The 16,342-nt window shown below is 38.7% G+C and carries 21 protein-coding genes; 14 read left to right on the forward strand and 7 right to left on the reverse strand.

What is annotated here, in order from left to right:
- Positions 1-713 (forward strand): paraquat-inducible protein A (locus tag WBM70_RS08140; RefSeq protein WP_424558006.1); only part of this gene is annotated, 713 nt, incomplete at its 5' end.
- 6 nt (positions 714-719) lie between these two features.
- On the opposite strand, the gene WBM70_RS08145 is transcribed toward WBM70_RS08140, so the two are convergent.
- A complete protein-coding gene (locus WBM70_RS08145; RefSeq protein ID WP_424558007.1) occupies positions 720-989 on the reverse strand; it encodes an HP0495 family protein in 270 nt (89 codons plus the stop codon).
- 18 nt (positions 990-1,007) lie between these two features.
- The gene (moaC, locus tag WBM70_RS08150) at positions 1,008-1,481 is read right to left on the reverse strand and encodes a cyclic pyranopterin monophosphate synthase MoaC (RefSeq protein ID WP_424558008.1); all 474 of its coding nucleotides are present in this window, start codon (positions 1,479-1,481) and stop codon (positions 1,008-1,010) included.
- 165 nt (positions 1,482-1,646) lie between these two features.
- Between moaC and WBM70_RS08155 the strand changes: the two genes are divergently transcribed.
- From WBM70_RS08155 to WBM70_RS08195, 9 genes are all read left to right on the forward strand, one after another.
- On the forward strand, positions 1,647-2,321 hold the full coding sequence (locus WBM70_RS08155; protein ID WP_424558009.1) for a recombinase family protein: 675 nt from the start codon (positions 1,647-1,649) through the stop codon (positions 2,319-2,321).
- A complete protein-coding gene (gene ccoG, locus WBM70_RS08160; RefSeq protein WP_424558010.1) occupies positions 2,321-3,784 on the forward strand; it encodes a cytochrome c oxidase accessory protein CcoG in 1,464 nt (487 codons plus the stop codon). The genes WBM70_RS08155 and ccoG overlap by 1 nt, the downstream gene beginning before the upstream one ends.
- 9 nt (positions 3,785-3,793) lie before the next feature.
- Positions 3,794-3,985, forward strand: a complete 192-nt coding sequence (locus WBM70_RS08165) for a hypothetical protein (RefSeq protein ID WP_424558011.1) — start codon at positions 3,794-3,796, stop codon at positions 3,983-3,985.
- An 11-nt stretch (positions 3,986-3,996) separates the two neighbouring features.
- Positions 3,997-5,166, forward strand: a complete 1,170-nt coding sequence (locus WBM70_RS08170) for an NAD(P)/FAD-dependent oxidoreductase (RefSeq protein WP_424558012.1) — start codon at positions 3,997-3,999, stop codon at positions 5,164-5,166.
- A 176-nt stretch (positions 5,167-5,342) separates the two neighbouring features.
- Positions 5,343-5,858, forward strand: a complete 516-nt coding sequence (tpx, locus tag WBM70_RS08175; RefSeq protein ID WP_424558013.1) for a thiol peroxidase — start codon at positions 5,343-5,345, stop codon at positions 5,856-5,858.
- A 150-nt stretch (positions 5,859-6,008) separates the two neighbouring features.
- On the forward strand, positions 6,009-6,569 hold the full coding sequence (locus tag WBM70_RS08180; RefSeq protein ID WP_424558014.1) for a L,D-transpeptidase family protein: 561 nt from the start codon (positions 6,009-6,011) through the stop codon (positions 6,567-6,569).
- Between the two features lie 9 nt (positions 6,570-6,578).
- Complete coding sequence (locus WBM70_RS08185) at positions 6,579-6,965, forward strand: hypothetical protein (protein WP_424558015.1); 387 nt, start codon at positions 6,579-6,581, stop codon at positions 6,963-6,965.
- Between the two features lie 22 nt (positions 6,966-6,987).
- On the forward strand, positions 6,988-7,584 hold the full coding sequence (locus tag WBM70_RS08190) for a L,D-transpeptidase family protein (RefSeq protein WP_424558016.1): 597 nt from the start codon (positions 6,988-6,990) through the stop codon (positions 7,582-7,584).
- 106 nt (positions 7,585-7,690) lie between these two features.
- The gene (locus WBM70_RS08195; protein ID WP_424558017.1) at positions 7,691-8,215 is read left to right on the forward strand and encodes a DUF1566 domain-containing protein; all 525 of its coding nucleotides are present in this window, start codon (positions 7,691-7,693) and stop codon (positions 8,213-8,215) included.
- A 5-nt stretch (positions 8,216-8,220) separates the two neighbouring features.
- Here WBM70_RS08195 and WBM70_RS08200 read toward each other — a convergent pair whose 3' ends face one another.
- Positions 8,221-8,997: a UDP-N-acetylmuramate dehydrogenase gene (locus tag WBM70_RS08200; protein WP_424558018.1), complete on the reverse strand. Its 777-nt coding sequence runs from the start codon at positions 8,995-8,997 to the stop codon at positions 8,221-8,223.
- Positions 8,998-9,861: a menaquinone biosynthesis family protein gene (locus WBM70_RS08205; RefSeq protein ID WP_424558019.1), complete on the reverse strand. Its 864-nt coding sequence runs from the start codon at positions 9,859-9,861 to the stop codon at positions 8,998-9,000.
- A 171-nt stretch (positions 9,862-10,032) separates the two neighbouring features.
- On the opposite strand from WBM70_RS08205, the gene recA reads away from it, so the two are divergent.
- The 4 genes from recA to WBM70_RS08225 all read left to right on the forward strand — a co-directional run bounded on the left by recA (position 10,033) and on the right by WBM70_RS08225 (position 13,568).
- Positions 10,033-11,070: a recombinase RecA gene (recA, locus tag WBM70_RS08210; protein ID WP_424558020.1), complete on the forward strand. Its 1,038-nt coding sequence runs from the start codon at positions 10,033-10,035 to the stop codon at positions 11,068-11,070.
- Between the two features lie 285 nt (positions 11,071-11,355).
- A complete protein-coding gene (gene eno, locus WBM70_RS08215; RefSeq protein ID WP_424558021.1) occupies positions 11,356-12,630 on the forward strand; it encodes a phosphopyruvate hydratase in 1,275 nt (424 codons plus the stop codon).
- 14 nt (positions 12,631-12,644) lie between these two features.
- Positions 12,645-12,896, forward strand: a complete 252-nt coding sequence (locus WBM70_RS08220; protein WP_424558022.1) for a hypothetical protein — start codon at positions 12,645-12,647, stop codon at positions 12,894-12,896.
- Between the two features lie 3 nt (positions 12,897-12,899).
- Positions 12,900-13,568 carry a hypothetical protein gene (locus WBM70_RS08225; RefSeq protein WP_424558023.1) on the forward strand — a complete coding sequence of 223 codons (669 nt, stop codon included), beginning with the start codon at positions 12,900-12,902 and terminating at the stop codon, positions 13,566-13,568.
- A 7-nt stretch (positions 13,569-13,575) separates the two neighbouring features.
- On the opposite strand, the gene WBM70_RS08230 is transcribed toward WBM70_RS08225, so the two are convergent.
- From WBM70_RS08230 to WBM70_RS08240, 3 genes are all read right to left on the reverse strand, one after another.
- Positions 13,576-14,748: a cation:proton antiporter gene (locus WBM70_RS08230; RefSeq protein ID WP_424558024.1), complete on the reverse strand. Its 1,173-nt coding sequence runs from the start codon at positions 14,746-14,748 to the stop codon at positions 13,576-13,578.
- Positions 14,735-15,592: a biotin synthase gene (locus WBM70_RS08235; protein ID WP_424558025.1), complete on the reverse strand. Its 858-nt coding sequence runs from the start codon at positions 15,590-15,592 to the stop codon at positions 14,735-14,737. The genes WBM70_RS08230 and WBM70_RS08235 overlap by 14 nt, the downstream gene beginning before the upstream one ends.
- A partial coding sequence (locus WBM70_RS08240) for a topoisomerase DNA-binding C4 zinc finger domain-containing protein (RefSeq protein ID WP_424558026.1) occupies positions 15,592-16,342 on the reverse strand: 751 nt, incomplete at its 5' end. The genes WBM70_RS08240 and WBM70_RS08235, both read right to left, overlap by 1 nt.

Genomic DNA, 16,342 nt, shown 5'->3' on the forward strand with positions numbered 1-16,342 from the left:
CAGAACTGGTCTCTTATCAGGATGCAGGGCAACAGGCGAGTTTAAAGCTTGAGCAATTTGCAAAAAGTTTGTTTGGTGACCTGTATGATGATGAACTGAAAATGAAACTTGATAAGGTTCGTGAAAAACAAGAAGCGGCTATGATAAAAGCGCAGGAGTATACCTTTTACTTTATGTGTCTACTTTCTGTTGTATTGCTCTCTTTCTTTGTTGTCTCTTTACGCACATTTACGCTGTTTGGTTCTCTGTCTGCTATGGTTGCCCTTGTTTTTGGACTGATCACCCCTATCTTAATGGTGACCATTCATAAAGAAGTGGAATATTTGGGGGACATTGTCCTTTCTTTTGAATCGAAAGGGGTCATAGGATCCATAGTAAAACTTTGGGAAACAGGGGATATTGTGGTTGCTATGGTTATCTTGCTCTTTTCTGTTGTCGTACCTGTGCTTAAAGTACTCTCTTTGCTCGTCGTATCTATATTTATGGAAAGCAGATCTGCCCATGGTATCATTAAGTTTTTTAAGATGATAGGGAAATGGTCGATGGTAGATGTTTTTGTTGTAGCGGTATTTTTAGTGTATCTTACCGCCAACAAAGGGGATGTAAGCCGTGCAGAAATTGAAATGGGGCTTTACTTTTTCTTGGCATATGTGATTATTTCTATGCTAGTGAGTCTCAGTGCAGATAGGATGTTACAAAAACTAAAAGGATAAGGTGAATTAGATTACCATATCCACATCATCATGATCTTGGCAGTATTTAAAGATACGATCTCTCTCTTCTTCTGTCTCTACCACACAACTGGCATTATAGGTATGAAACTTGCCTGTTCTTGATGCATTTCCTAAAGAGCAAAGGTGCTCTTTCTCTCCCATAGCTTCTTGGATACACTTCAAAAGTGCTTCCTTGTCTCTGCCTATGAGTTTAAATCCCCATTGGGTCGGATATTCTATTTTGGGTTTTTGGGGTGTGTTATCATCTAAAATCATTGCTTCTCCTGTTAAATCTTATGCACGATTAAAGTCGCCACTGTTACCACCGGATTTATTTTCCAGTTGAACATTTTTAATGACCATACCTTTATCGATAGCTTTGAGCATGTCGTAAATAGTAAGCAGTCCTACGCTTACGCCTGTAAGGGCTTCCATCTCTACACCTGTTTGTCCATTAAGTTTAGCTGTCACTGTCAGCTTGAAACCTGGAAGTTCCGGGAGTTCTTCTACATCAGTTTTAACAGATGTCAGCATCAAGGGATGACACATAGGAATGAGTGTTGAGGTTTGTTTGGTTCCTTGAATGGCAGCAATAACCGCAGTTTGCAGAACAGGGCCTTTTTTTGCTGTATTTGCCACAACGGCATCAAATGCAGGTTGGCCTACTTCTATAATGCCGCTTGCAGTAGCAATACGGGTTGTGTTGTCTTTGTCTGAGACATCGACCATCTTTGGTTTATTTTGTTCGTCTAGATGTGTAAGGTTCACATTTTGTCCTTATACTTTTATATGCGTTAGGCGCATTTTAACATAAAATAGAGATAAATAAAGAAAATTTGACGATAAAAATAGACAAAATGACGAAAATAGTATAATTTAACTTGACTTTAATCATCAGATAAGATAAGATAATAAAAATTATAAAGGAGTAATATGGTTTATGCATATATGAGGCAAGTACCTGGTTTTCCACATTTGACTACGCAGCAAAGTGATATTCTTTCCTTTTCATTAAAAGAATCACTCAAAATCGACAAAGAAGTAGTTGAATATGCTACTAAAAACCTTCTTTTGGATGAGAGAAAAGAGTTTGAATCGTTTTTAAAAACGATGCAAGAGGGCAATACGGTTATTGTTTCTTCCTTACTTGTATTGAGTGATAAGGTAGAAGAACTGATCAAGGTGATCAACTGTATGCTGAGTCATAATGTAGATCTTTGGGTCGTAGATTCAAACATACTTATGAATAAAGAGACAAATATGGTTGAGATATTCCCTTTGCTGAATGTATTAAGGACAGAGGAAAAGGGAAAAACAAATCAGATAGGACGTCCCAAAGGAAGCAAGTCAAGTTCTAAGTTTGATGTTCACCAAAGGGAGATCATCACTTATTTGGGACAAGGGATGAGTGTAAGTGCTATAGCTAGAGAATTAGAGGTAAGTCGAAGTTCTTTGAAGGATTACATAGAATCACGTGGGATCAAAGAGTTAATAGAAGGGTCTTGGATAGAAATGCACAAAGCCAATACAAATAGAGGTATGGACAACATAGTGCTTATTTGTCCATTTGAACAAGATAGAAAAGAAAAAAAACAGAAGGTGTCGTAATGGAAGCAACAATAGAACAAGAACAATGTCTCCCGGAAAAGGGAAAGAAAAACAATAAAGCAAAAGAGTATTTAAAGGGTTGGATACCTTATCGTATAAGAAGATACTGGGCGTATGTCATCGCAACGATCATAGCAGTTTCAGTGCCATGGATTACTATCAATGGTAACCACCTGTTTCTACTGAGTTTTGATCAGAAAAAATTACATTTGGCAGGTGTAGCCTTTGATATGCAAGAGCTCTATTTGATGCCATTCTTGCTTATGCTTCTTTTTCTTGGGATCTTTGCGGTCACCGCAGTTGGTGGTAGAGCCTGGTGTGGATGGGCTTGTCCTCAGACGATCTTTAGGGTTATTTATAGAGACGGGATAGAGACCAAACTTTTAGGACTTCGTAAAAAGATTAAAAATAAACAAAAAGATCCGGATATGTCTAAGATGGAAAATAAAATAAAGTCTGTCATCGCTGTACTCCTGTGGTCTGTACTGGCATTTATAGCGGCAGCAAACTTTTTGTGGTTTTTCGTTCCGCCAGAAGATTTCTTTGCATACTTGGCAAATCCTAGTGAGCATATGCTTTTGGTCGGAATGTTGGTCGCAATCGCATTGTTTCTTATCGTGGATGTTGTGTTTATCAAAGAAAATTTCTGTGTGTATATTTGTCCTTATAGCCGTGTACAGTCAGTACTTTATGATGATGATACGATCATGGCAGTGTATGATCCTATTCGGGGTGGAGACATCTATGAAGGACATGGATACGAGAGAGAGAAGAAATTTAGCAGCTATAAAGAGTTACTAAAGGTAGACAGTACTGCAGAATGTAACACTTGTGAATCATGTGTGACAGTATGTCCTACTCATATTGACATCAGAAAAGGATTACAGCTTGAGTGCATCAACTGCCTTGAGTGTGTAGATGCCTGTACGTCCGTGATGGGGGCATTGGGTAAACCGAGTTTAGTGCAGTGGTCAAGTGAAAAAGAGACACTTCATCATGCAGGGAAAACCAACTACTTCCGAGGTAAGGTGATTGCATATTTTGCAGTACTTATGATCGTACTGGTGGCACTATTCGCAATGGGAAGTAAAAAAGAACATATGCTTTTAAATATTAACAAAGGGCAGAGACTTTATAAGGTGCTGGATGACGGCACAGTACAAAATGACTATATTTTCATGTTCGCTAACACAGATAGAAAAGAGCATACTTATTACTTTGAAATTGTAGGAAATGATAAAATTACGATCAAACGTCCTTCTGAACCATTTAAATTGGGGGCAGGGAAGAAAAAGAAAAAAGTAGTCATTTTGGAAACAAAAGAGCAATTGGCACACAATACAAGAAAAGACGTTCCTGTACCAATACTTATTAGAGCGTATGCTATAGAGGATAAAGAGAAAATTGTGGTCGATAGAGAGATGGTGTTCTTCTACCCACGTGCAGACTTGGTTAAGAAATAAGGAGAAGCGATGAATAATACGGAACCAACACTTGACAAAATAGAAGACTATAAGGCGAAAGGAAGCACCGAAAAGAGATTGACGGTGTGGATCGTCATTCTCTCCGGATTACTGGTCGGAGCTATCTATGGGATATTGATCGCCAATTCAACTGTGTCAGATGAGCTAGAAACGAAAGAACAAATAGGCGTATTGAAGTAGCAGGAGAGGATATGAATAAAGTATTGGTGTTGGGTGGTGGTTTTGCAGGAGTTGAAGCTGCTATATACCTTAGAAAACAAGATTTAGATGTCACTTTGGTCAGCGACAGAGACTATTTTTATATCTATCCTACTTCTATTTGGATACCCACAGGAGATGTCACAAGAGAAGATGTTTCTGTTCCTTTAGATAAACTTGCAATGAAACATGGATTTAAGCTTATCGTAGATCCTGTAGAACAGTTTGACGCCCAGTCAAAAAAAGTGACCTTACAGAGCGGTCGTATTTTGGATGAGTTTGCCTATATCGTAGTGGCACTCGGGCAAGATAAGATGCAGCATAAGGGCATAGAACATACCCTGACCATCTGCGGGAAACCAGAAGAGGCTACGGCACTTTATGAACGTCTAGATGCACTTATCCAGAAGCGAGAAGGAAAAATTGCGATGGGGTTTGGCGGTAATCCGAAAGATACGTCTGCTGTACGTGGCGGACCTGCATTTGAAGTGCTCTTTAATGTGGATACCTATTTGAAGAAAAAAGGTGTGCGTGATAACTTTGAACTTACTTTTTTTGCTCCGATGGAAAAACCTGGACAAAAGATGGGTGAAAAAGCGTTAGTCATGATGGAAAAGATGTTCAAGATGACAAACATTCATAAAAAAGTTGGTTCTAAAATCACACATTTTGAAGAAGATGGTATCTGTTTTGAAGATGAGACGAAATTAGAATCAGATCTGACGATGTTCATTTCAGCAGGGACGGGACATAACATCCTAAAAGAGTCGGGACTTCCCCTCAGTGATGCCGGTTATGTTGTTACGAACGAATATAATGAAATAGAGGGCGTTGATGGTGTGTATGCCATCGGTGACTCTGCTGCGCTTATGGGACCGGAATGGAGAGCAAAACAGGGGCATGTGGCTGAGGTGATGGCTAAGAATGCGGCCTATAATATTTTTAATGATATCCAAAATATAGATTCAAAACAAAGTTATATGGACCATCTCAATATTTTATGTGTGATGGATACGGGTAATGGTGCAGCTTTTGTATACCGTAGTGACAAAGGAGGTAAAATGATTCCTTTGCCGATCGTAGGTCACTGGATGAAAAAGATGTGGGGATGGTATTGTCGTTATTCTAAACTAGGAAAGATACCTAGACTTCCTGGGATGTAAGCATAGTTTAGTAAACGGCGTACTTTGTCGTTCACTAAAAGTAATATTTTATATGCTTTTCCCAGGTAATTATCACGCTTTTGAAAAAATAAGATAAAAATTGTCTTATTTAAGACTGAATTTATATTTTTTAAGACATAATGCCTGTACAAAAATTATTTTACAGGAAATTAAAAATGGCAACAGTAACATTTAAAAACGACATCGTATGTACCCTAGCAGGTACAGAAATCAACGTAGGTGACACAGCTCCAGTAACTACAGTGGTAAATTGTGATCCAATGCTTCAAGATGAGACAATTGGTGGTGAAGGTAAAGTTCAATTGGTAGTAGCAGTACCATCACTTGATACAGGTGTATGTGATGCAGAGACTAGAAGATTTAACGCTGAAGCAGCTAGCCTTGAGGGTGTAGAAGTTATTACAGTGTCTATGGACCTTCCATTTGCAGCAGCAAGATGGTGTGGTGCGGCTGGTATCGATAATATTAAAGTATGTTCAGACTTCAGAAACAAAGATTTTGCTAACAACTATGGTGTTCTTTTGGCAGATGGTCCTTTAGCGGGTATCATGGCTAGAGTTATTTTCGTTGTCGGTAAAGATGGTAAAATTACTTATAAGCAAGTAGTCCCTGAAATTACAGAAGAGCCAAACTATGAAGAAGCGTTAGCAGCAGCTACGGCAGCTTGTTAATCCGCTTTTTTATTTTTGATGAACACTTTCTATAGGGAGTGTTCATCCACCCTTTTTCTTACTGCGTTCTTTTTTCAATTTTATTTATTTATCATTATCCAATTTGTGTTAGAATACCCCAATTAAATGTTTGAAGGATACTATTAGAATATGCATTATCTCTATGTATTTATTATGCTGATATGGTTAGTAGGATGTGGTGAACCGGATCTTCCTAAGGACCAATATAATCTTGAAGAGTGTAGAGAAGAATTGCTTAATGCGGAAGATTATTCTCCAGGCGATAGTATAGATAAGATCATTGTCATAAAAAAAGAGCGTAAAATGTATTTGTATAGAGATAATAAAGTCGTCAATACACTGCCGGTCTCTTTAGGGAAAAATCCTGTTGGACACAAACAGCAGCAAGGAGACAACAAAACGCCTGAAGGTGAATTTTTTATCCATAGGAAACTCTGTTCTCCTAAATATTATCGCTCCCTGTGTATTTCCTATCCACGCCCAGAGGATAAGGCAAGTGCCGCAAAAAGGGGAGTAAGTCCTGGAGGGGCTGTTACCCTTCATGGGCAACCTGCATGGAATGCCGATGGTAAAGGGGATAGTTATACGCTTTCACAAAATTGGACGCAAGGGTGTGTGGCTGTAACAAATTCTGCCATGAAAGAGTTGTGGTATGCTGTCAGGGAAGGTGTTCCCATTGTTATACGGTAAAGGCGTGTTATGAGATATACACAAAAGCAGATCGATAAATTTAATCGTCAAAAATATATAGTAGAATTAGAAAAAGTAAGTAAAAACCTCTTTCGTATGTTTAGAGATGATAATATATTGGCTGAGGATTTCGTAAGGAAATTTGGGCAATTGAAAAAGAAGTTTGATGAAAAAGTTGAAGTGCAGCTGGAGTCGGAGTATCATCAGCAGTTAAAAGAGTATATTACTCGTCTTCATCGGCAAACCTGTTTGGCTGAATTGTTTACAGATAAGAATTTTTCTGATATAAGAGAAGCGGAGATGAGTAATCTTAATCGACTACAGAAGTTAAAAAATGGTACCTCTTATAAAAAAGACAAACATAAATCAAAACGTCAAAATGAAGATTGGGGTTAATTATTTGAGAAAAAGGAAATAAATGAAAATAAAATTGAGTATGCTGGGTCTAGGTATCGTACTATTCATGACCGGATGTGGAAATGATAATACCTATTATGGGAAACTTGATCAAACACCTTATGCGACAAAAGAGTGCATTAGAGAGTTAGCAAGAGGGGCAGAGATCAAACATGATGAGAAGATAGATAAGATCGTTGTTTACAAGAAAAAAAGAATGATGTATGTCTACAGAGATGGTAAGGTCGTTGATGAATTTCGTATGTCTTTAGGCGCAAATGGTGGCGCGAATGGTGGGAATAAAGTAAAAGCGGGTGACTATAGAACACCAGAAGGATCTTATACGATCGTAAGAAAAAAATGTGATTCAAGACTTTATAAATCCCTTATGATCTCATATCCTAGCCCGGCTGACAGGATAAGGGCACGTTCAAATGGCGTTAATCCTGGAGGGTATATTACGATTCATGGTCAGCCTAAGTGGAATGCAGATGGTAGAGGTGATAACTATACGCTTTCACGTGATTGGACCGAAGGTTGCATGGCTGTGCCTAATCGAGCGATGGATAAACTCTGGCGTGCTGTCGCATTGGGTATAAAAATAGAAATTTATGCATAATCAATGTATAATGTGAGATTATTTCAGATTATAGACTAAATTTAGCTAGGTTTGATGAATCTTATATTATGATATTGAATAATATTGGATAACTAAGGAGAAAAAGATGAAAAAAATACTTACATCAGCATGTATTTCTATGTTAACAACTTTACTTATGGCAGGTGGAAATACGGGTACTACCCTTTCACCTGTTGCTAAGATCTCAAGCAAAACTTGTAAAGAGAATAAAGTTTATGTTGAAGCAGATGCAGGGCTTATGTGGCAAGACCAAGACTATACAGATGCTGAAGATGGGGCTTACAAGCGTGAGAAGTCTGTAGCAAAAGCAGGGAAACATAGACATGCGGTGAATTATTGCCGCTCTTTGAATTATGGTGGATATACTGATTGGAGATTGCCAACATCAGATGAGCTTACGCATGTGCATGCACCACAAAATAACCCGTTTACATACGGGCGTGGTTCAGACTTTTGGTCATCGACACCAACAACAGAGAACAGATATAATGTTGTCTACACTGCAGATGCAATGCAATATGCAAGAAAGCCTAGTCAGTCTAACTACATTAGATGTGTGCGTTGTTTAGATGAAGGGTATATCTTTTCTGGATCTGAAACGGTAAAATAAGTTTTTTAGAGGATTTTAATTTCCTCTATTAATGTTATATCAAATTGATTGACAACTTCATTTTTTGCTAAGTCTATCAGAGACTTAGCTTCTTCATAAGTTCCTCCTCCCAAATTGACTAAGAAATTGGCATGTATAGTACTCCATTGCATTTGACCTTTTCTTTTCCCTTTGAGTCCAACTGCTTCGATAAGACGACCCGCATAATCACCTTCAGGATTTTTAAATGCTGAACCTGCACTTGGTTGATGTGGTTGATTAGAACGTAGGTTCAAAAGCTCATCCAGCAGTATCTGATTGAAACCATGGTGTATCTCAAACTTAGCATGCGTAGCGATACCATGTAGCTTGGCAAAACGATAACCGTGTTCTATATCTTCTGCTAAAACCCATGCGCCATTGATCTTAATAGAGTGTAAAATATTAAATATCTCATACTCTTTGACTCCTGCATTCATGGCAAGCATGCCTCCAAGTGTACCAGGGAGCTTGGAGCAAAATTCAAAACCTGCAATGTTATTTTTTTTGGCATAAGAGACTATACGTCCTGTAGGCATCGCTGCTCCAATAGTCAACATATTTTCTTCTTGTGTGATGGTGGCAAAGTCTTTAGAAAGCATCATGAGTGGGGGAGGGGTAGGTGAAACCAGTAGGTTATTTGCACCGCCGATGAGGTATCTGTCATTAGGCATCACATCGCCTTCTTCTATCATAAGCACTTGAGTGGGTTGTCCCACCTTGATACTGGAGTATTTGGAGAAGTCTATCGCTTTAAAAAACATTTAACTGTTCCGTAGGGATTCATACTCTTTAGGGATCAAATACTCTTCCGTTTTGATGGGTGACTCCCATAAACCATTTTTAGAGCCTATCTCATAGAGTTTATCCAGTGCTTTAAGTTGTAGTGTAGAGAGTTCAACGGATTCATCCGAAGCATACATATCAAGATATTTTTTAAGCATTTCATCGGAGATACGAACAAGATTATCTGCTTCTAATTTTGCACAGAGTTCTTCTTTTCTGTCGTTGGCTATTTTAACACCGTCTATCAGAATATTTTCTATTTCTATAGCTCGGTTTAGCGGTAAACTCCTGCGAATAGCCATACCGCCCAGAGGTAGAGGTAGTCCCTCTCCTGCCAATTCGACCCAAATGTCCCATATCTCTTTTTCCACTTCCAAGCTTTCATCAAAATCTAAGATAGATTCATGAATAAGTACACCTGCATCCACTTTTCCTGAGATCACAGCCTCTTCAATTTCTAAGAAATCCATATAAACGGGTCTTGCATCAGGGTAATAAATTCTGAAAAGCATGGCATTGGTCGTATATTTTCCAGAAAGGGCTACTTTGAAATTACGTTTGAGTTTTTTGTCTTTTCGGCGTATGAGTTTAGGCCCATACCCTTCTCCAAAACTGACGGCAGTACGAAGTAAAGCATATTCATTTTTTATGAGGGGGTACATACCAAAACTGATCGCAGAGACATCATAGGTTCCCTTAAGTGCTTCTACATTGAGCGTTTCAATATCGAGTCCAATATTCTCAAAAGTATAACTTTTGGTGTCAACCCAGCCAAATTTAATGGCAAAATACATAAAGATATCATCTGCATCCGGAGAATGGGCTAATTGTATAGGGTTCATAGGTTAGGTACTCACTTTTTTAATGTAAATGTATTTTATCATTGTTTGTATTTGTGGTAACTTTTTAGTGAATTTTATAAAAAACATGTCAATTTGACATATTTTTGTATCTTGTGTACGAAACGTATTAGAATGGTGCTAGAATTCAACATTAAGGTTAAGGATATGACAATGGCAATGGACGCAAACAAGCAAAAAGCACTGGATATGGCGATCAAACAGATCGATAAGACGTTTGGTAAAGGTACTCTAATGAGACTGGGAGATAAAGAGTTTGAGCCTATTGAATCAATATCAACCGGTTCACTTGGGTTAGACATGGCTCTAGGGATCGGTGGTATACCTCAAGGGCGTATTATAGAGATCTATGGTCCTGAGTCATCAGGTAAAACAACACTTGCTCTGCAAACGATCGCTTCGGCGCAAAAAAAGGATATGGTGTGTGCCTTTATCGATGCTGAACATGCATTGGATGTTGTGTATGCTAAAAACCTAGGGGTAGATACAGATAACCTTTTGGTGTCGCAGCCAGATTTTGGTGAGCAGGCACTTGATGTACTGGAAACATTGACAAGATCAGGAGCAGTTGATCTGATCGTTGTCGATTCTGTTGCAGCACTTACCCCAAAAAGTGAGATAGAAGGGGACATGGGAGATACACATGTTGGCCTTCAGGCAAGACTTATGTCTCAGGCACTACGTAAACTGACAGCGATCTTACATAAGACAAACACAACGGTTATATTCATCAACCAAATTCGTATGAAGATCGGGACTATGGGATATGGATCGCCGGAGACAACAACGGGTGGAAATGCATTGAAGTTCTACTGTTCCGTGAGAATTGATGTGCGTCGTATCGCTACACTAAAACAAGGGGAATCTTCCATAGGTAACCGTGTCAAGGCAAAAGTAGTGAAAAATAAAGTAGCTCCACCGTTTAGACAAGCGGAGTTTGATATTATGTTTGGTGAGGGTATCTCTTTCGTGGGTGAACTCATTGACTATGGTGTAAAGATGGACATTGTCGATAAATCAGGTGCATGGTTCAGTTATGGGTCTGAGAAATTGGGTCAGGGTAAAGAAAATGCGAAGATCACCATTCAAGAAAACCCTGAAATGATGGCAGAGATAGAAGGTAAAATAAAAGAGGCATTAGGTTTTGGCGAAGGTCTCGCTGTGGATGAGGATGAAATGAGCGGAGATTAAGATTCATGAACAGACATAAAGTGTCAAACAGTAGTTGACACTTTATACATAGTGTAAACATACTTCATGATCTAGCCTTTTAAAATACGCACAAATATATCAAATTTCGTATATATCAATAGATCTCTTATAGTCAATTTTTTACGCATTGAGATCAGAAACCAACATTAAGCTACAGGATAAATCCCTTATATTTCTTTGTTTGACGATACTCATTTAAGTATAGGGTAAATTTCGATAAAATAATAGACAAATGAAAACAGTAAATGCATATAAAGGATATAGATGATTTTTATCGATGAAGTCGTAGCAACAGAGGTGATGGATAGTAGAGGGAATCCTACAGTAAGAGCAACCATAAGTTTGAGTGATGGAACAGTAGAGAGTGCTATTGTGCCTAGTGGTGCAAGTACAGGTAAACGTGAGGCGCTTGAACTACGTGATGGTGGTGATAGATATATGGGTAAAGGTGTACTTCAAGCGTGTGAAAATGTTAATGGACCTATCTGCGATGCCCTTGTTGGACTCAGTCCTTTTAATCAGGCTGAAATTGACCTTGTGATGAAGGAAGTAGACGGTACGGAAAACTATGGAAACATGGGTGCCAATGCAGTTCTTGGTGTATCTATGGCAGTCGCACGTGCAGCGGCGAGAAGTATGGGAATGCCTCTTTACCGTTATCTTGGTGGAGCAAATGCAGTGGTAATGCCTGTTCCTATGCTTAATATCATTAATGGTGGAGAGCATGCAAACAACTCTGTAGATTTTCAAGAGTATATGGTTATGCCAGTAGGGTTTGACAGATTTTCGGAAGGACTAAGAGCCTGTGCGGAAGTATATCATAACCTTAAAAAGATCATTGATGGTATGGGTGAAAGTACCGCTGTTGGAGATGAAGGTGGTTTTGCACCAAACCTTAAAAGCAATGAAGAGCCTATTCAGGTTATTATGCAAGCGATCGAAAAAGCAGGATATAAACCTGGGGAACAGATCGCTATTGCTTTAGATGTTGCTGCAAGTGAGCTTCTTAATGACGAGGGACTTTATGTGTTGAAATCTGAAAATAGAGAGATCACAAGTTCAGAGCTTACAGCATATTATGCTGATATGTGTGCGAAGTATCCGATCGTTTCTATTGAAGATGGTTTGGGTGAAGATGATTGGGCAGGATGGAAAGAGCTGACTGAAGTACTAGGAGATAAGGTCCAACTTGTTGGAGATGACCTGTTCGTAACCAATGTAGCTATTTTGGCAGAGGGTATTGAAAAAGATATTGCAAACTCTATCTTAATCAAGCCAAATCAGATAGGAACTGTTTCTGAAACAATGCAAACGGTAAGACTTGCACAAAGAAGTGGATATACCTGTGTAATGTCGCACCGTTCAGGTGAGAGTGAAGATACTTTTATCGCAGACTTTGCAGTAGCATTGAATACCGGTGAGATCAAAACAGGATCAACAGCAAGAAGCGATAGAATCGCTAAATATAACAGATTACTCGAGATTGAAGCAGAACTTGGACAGTTTGAGTATTTGGGCGCATCACTTTTTACAAAGTAATTATGGTATAGTATATGACAGATTTAAAAAAAGGGAGTGGCATAGCCGGACTTTCGCTAAAAACTTTTTTAGTGACGGTTATAGGTATTCTTCTTTTTGGTGTTTATGTAGGTGTCTTGGTCTATGGGGAAAACTCCTTAACTGTTCTGAATCAGTTAAAAGAGAAGAAACAAGGCTTGTCTCTTGAAGAGAAAATATTAAAAGTTGAAAACCAAAGACTTCAAAAAGAGTATTTTGAACTAAAACAATTAGAACCAAAGGAGTAAAGTATGAAAAAGTATTTATGGGCAGGAGTTGCGTTATTGTTTGTGAGTGGGAATGCAGCTGATTTTAGTGACATCGATAAAGAAACACATTCATTTCTTTCTGACTTGAGAGAAGCGGCAGGATCAGATGATGAGTTTGGAGATGATGAAGAACTTAAAGATGATGATATTGATGCACCAGAACCTGTAGTGATGGAGCAAAAAGAAGCCCAAGATGACAAAGCTGAGGCGATTAGAAAAGAAGCTGTAGCTGAAGCTAAGAGAAAAGAAGACGCTAAAAAGGCTGAAGAAGCGAAGAAGGCTGAAGCACTTGCTGCAGAGAAAGCAGAAGAGGCGAGAATTCAAAAAGAAAAAGAAGCAATGGTCGCACAGATAAGTGTTAAAGAGGAAGAATTAAAAAAAGCAAAAGAGCAAGAACAACGAGAAGTTGAAGCGTATGAGAAACAAAGAGCTGAAAAACTTGCGAAAGAAGCAGCAGAAAAAGAAGCTGCTGAGAAAGCAGTAGAAGAAAAAGTAGCTGAACAAGAGACAGAACAAAAAGAAGTGGTTCAAAAAAAGACTGTCACTGAAACAATCGTTGATATAGATCCTGAACGTGAAGCACAAGAAGCAAAAGATGCAGCGGATATGGCATATTGGGAAGCAATACAGGAGATGAGAAGAGAAGAATAATCTTCTCTTAGCTACTTGGCTTTTTTGGGTTAAGGCGATTATTTGCCTGTAATACTTTAATAATAGTCATAGAGATCAAAATTTCAAAAATACTCGCCAAGATAAGTTGATAATAGGTCAACAGGTCTAATAACTTTGTGTCATATCCAATCGTTGCAACAGCAACAAGTAGGGTCAATGGCATAGAGAGTGAAAGCGCTATAAGTACCGCATCTTTCGTTCCACTAATTCCTTTCAATACAATTGCCGCAAATAATCTAGAAACGATCATTAACACTGTAATAAGCAGTGCCCCTGAGACCACACCTTCAAGTGGAAGCGCATCCAGATCAAAAGAGGCTCCAACATGGATAAAGAAGAGAGGAACCAAAAAACCAAAACCAAGACTAGACATTTTTTCTTCCAGTTCCTTTTCATGGTGAAAGAAGGCAGAAATAGCTATCCCTGCAATAAATGCACCTAAAGCTACTTCTAGCTCCAATGACAACATAATTGCGATCAGGATAAAAAAGAGCGCCATAGAGAGACGAATATCTTGTGCCGAGGTATCTAATTTCGGAACCAGGGTACTTTTTAATTCCGGATACCACCAAAAAAGTAAATTTAATATTCGGTAAAGTATATAAATGACAAAGATGAACAAGAGCAAGTATCCGATTTTTAAAATAAGCTCTAGAGGAGTCCCTGTAGTAATGGCAGCATCGAAAATAGTAAGTGCAGCGATACTTAATATCTCGCCCAATACACCTGCGATAAAAGCCAAGCGTATCCATGGTTCTTCTTTTCCGTATACTTTTGATAATGAAGCCAGTAAACCTATAGATATAAGTGGCATAGAGATGATCACAATCGCATGCAGATCAAAGATAAATCCAAAGATAATAGAAAAGGCGACCATAAAAAGCAAAAATAGCATAGATCTTTGTATGACGATCTTAGGGCTTTTTGTGATCTGCTTAAGATCCACTTCCATACCAGCCAAAAACATAAGATAGAGGAAGCCGACTTCAGCGATGAGATTAAAATACTGGTTATGCCCAACTAAGCCAAGATAGGCAACGATCGACCCTAAAATAATCTCCACAGGAGGGATAGGTAAACGTAAGAATTTTGCAACGAATGGGCTACCCCAAATTAACAGTGACAGTGTGAGTATCAGAATAATGTTAGTGTGTATCACAGGTCGTTGCTACCTTGTAACCTAGTCGATCGAGCATCTCTTTGTCTTTATTTGCATCAATACCTTCTGTGGTTAAATAGTTTCCTATCACCATAGAATTTGCACCAGATTCGAACATCAGCTCTTCTTTCCCGTTAAATAGCAGTTCACGGCCACCTGCAACCATAAGGAGTTTATCTTCTCCCAGTAAACTACGTGCTTTTTTGATGATCTCTACAGCTTCGTCCAGTTCAATATTTCTAGATTTAATAGGGAGTGCAGGATTGGGATGATAAAAGTTCAGAGGTGTGGATTCAGGTTGAAGGGATGCAATTGAATTCAGAAGAGAGTCTCTATCTTCTTGTGTCTCTCCCATGCCAAAGATACCACCTGAACAAAGTGCAAGACCAACTGACTTGACATTTTCACATGTCTCATAGCGTTCACTCCAGGCATGTGTCGTACAGATATCTGCATAATAACGCTCTGAGGTTTCAAGATTATGGTTGTAGCTGTCTATACCATGGTCTTTAAGGTATAGAAGCTGCTCTTTGTTTGCTGTACCATTACATGCGATAAGATTGAGTTCTTGTACTTCAGCCTTGACCGCTTGTGCAGCACGTGCAACAAAGTCAACTTTTTTGTCATCAAGTCCTTTGCCTGCAGTTACCAAACAATACCCTAAGGCACCATTAGCTTTTGCCGCTTTGGCTTCAGAAACGATCTGGTCTATATTTTTATAGTTGTAACGTTGGATATCTGCATGATATCTTACACTCTGTGTACAGAATTTACAGTCCTCTTGGCAGGTACCGCTAAGGATATTATTGATAGCGCATAAAAATATCTGTTTATGATTGGTCATTACTTTGCCTCTTCTTTATGATTACATTTAAAACACTCATAGACATCACCATTTTTGAGGGTTTTTTTACCCATAGTGTAGCCACACTCCGGACATTTTTTGTCTACAGGTTCAAAGTTTGCAATAAATTTGCATTTTGGATAATTCACGCATCCAAAGAATTTCCCTCTTCTTCCTTCTCTTTCGTGAAGTTTCCCTCCACATTCCGGACAAGGAACGCTGATCTCTTTGGCAGGCTCAAGGGATTTAGCATTTTTACATTTTGGATAAGCAGAACAAGCAAGGAATTTTCCTCTTTTAGAGTTCTTTATGACCATCATGGAACCACACTTTTCACATTTCTCGTCTGTCTCTTCTGGTCCTTCTATTTCTGTACCATCTGTATTTTTTGTGTATTTGCATTTAGGGAAGTTACTGCATGCGATAAATTCACCATAACGTCCTTTTCGCAAAAGAAGCTCAGAGTCACATTTAGGACAATTTTCTCCTGTCGGGATGGCTATTTTAAGACTTTTGATATTTTTCTTACCCTCTTCTACTTTCTGTACAAAAGGTGTGTAGAATTCTTTAAGGATAGTTTGCCAGTCAGTCGTTCCCTCTGCTATCTCATCGAGTGTCTCTTCCATATTTGAAGTAAACCCACTCTCTACTATTTCCGGGAAGTGGTTTTCAAGCATTTCTGTCACTGTAAACGCTACCTCTGTGGGATGTATACGTTTTTTCTCTAGTTCAATATATTTACGTGTTTGC

It is taken from the genome of Sulfurovum sp., assembly GCF_049668085.1.
In the GTDB taxonomy this organism is placed as follows: Bacteria; Campylobacterota; Campylobacteria; order Campylobacterales; family Sulfurovaceae; genus Sulfurovum.

What these genes read in the sequence shown, in the direction of transcription:
- recA (WP_424558020.1), top strand. Translation starts at nt 10,033, where the DNA reads ATGGCAATGGACGCAAACAAGCAAAAAGCACTGGATATGGCGATCAAA.
- WBM70_RS08185 (WP_424558015.1), top strand. Translation starts at nt 6,579, where the DNA reads ATGAGATATACACAAAAGCAGATCGATAAATTTAATCGTCAAAAATAT.
- WBM70_RS08180 (WP_424558014.1), top strand. Translation starts at nt 6,009, where the DNA reads ATGCATTATCTCTATGTATTTATTATGCTGATATGGTTAGTAGGATGT.
- WBM70_RS08155 (WP_424558009.1), top strand. Translation starts at nt 1,647, where the DNA reads ATGGTTTATGCATATATGAGGCAAGTACCTGGTTTTCCACATTTGACT.
- WBM70_RS08220 (WP_424558022.1), top strand. Translation starts at nt 12,645, where the DNA reads ATGACAGATTTAAAAAAAGGGAGTGGCATAGCCGGACTTTCGCTAAAA.
- WBM70_RS08225 (WP_424558023.1), top strand. Translation starts at nt 12,900, where the DNA reads ATGAAAAAGTATTTATGGGCAGGAGTTGCGTTATTGTTTGTGAGTGGG.
- WBM70_RS08235 (WP_424558025.1), bottom strand. Translation starts at nt 15,592, where the DNA reads ATGACCAATCATAAACAGATATTTTTATGCGCTATCAATAATATCCTT.
- ccoG (WP_424558010.1), top strand. Translation starts at nt 2,321, where the DNA reads ATGGAAGCAACAATAGAACAAGAACAATGTCTCCCGGAAAAGGGAAAG.
- WBM70_RS08190 (WP_424558016.1), top strand. Translation starts at nt 6,988, where the DNA reads ATGAAAATAAAATTGAGTATGCTGGGTCTAGGTATCGTACTATTCATG.
- WBM70_RS08145 (WP_424558007.1), bottom strand. Translation starts at nt 989, where the DNA reads ATGATTTTAGATGATAACACACCCCAAAAACCCAAAATAGAATATCCG.
- WBM70_RS08200 (WP_424558018.1), bottom strand. Translation starts at nt 8,997, where the DNA reads ATGTTTTTTAAAGCGATAGACTTCTCCAAATACTCCAGTATCAAGGTG.
- WBM70_RS08205 (WP_424558019.1), bottom strand. Translation starts at nt 9,861, where the DNA reads ATGAACCCTATACAATTAGCCCATTCTCCGGATGCAGATGATATCTTT.
- WBM70_RS08165 (WP_424558011.1), top strand. Translation starts at nt 3,794, where the DNA reads ATGAATAATACGGAACCAACACTTGACAAAATAGAAGACTATAAGGCG.
- eno (WP_424558021.1), top strand. Translation starts at nt 11,356, where the DNA reads ATGATTTTTATCGATGAAGTCGTAGCAACAGAGGTGATGGATAGTAGA.
- WBM70_RS08195 (WP_424558017.1), top strand. Translation starts at nt 7,691, where the DNA reads ATGAAAAAAATACTTACATCAGCATGTATTTCTATGTTAACAACTTTA.
- tpx (WP_424558013.1), top strand. Translation starts at nt 5,343, where the DNA reads ATGGCAACAGTAACATTTAAAAACGACATCGTATGTACCCTAGCAGGT.
- WBM70_RS08170 (WP_424558012.1), top strand. Translation starts at nt 3,997, where the DNA reads ATGAATAAAGTATTGGTGTTGGGTGGTGGTTTTGCAGGAGTTGAAGCT.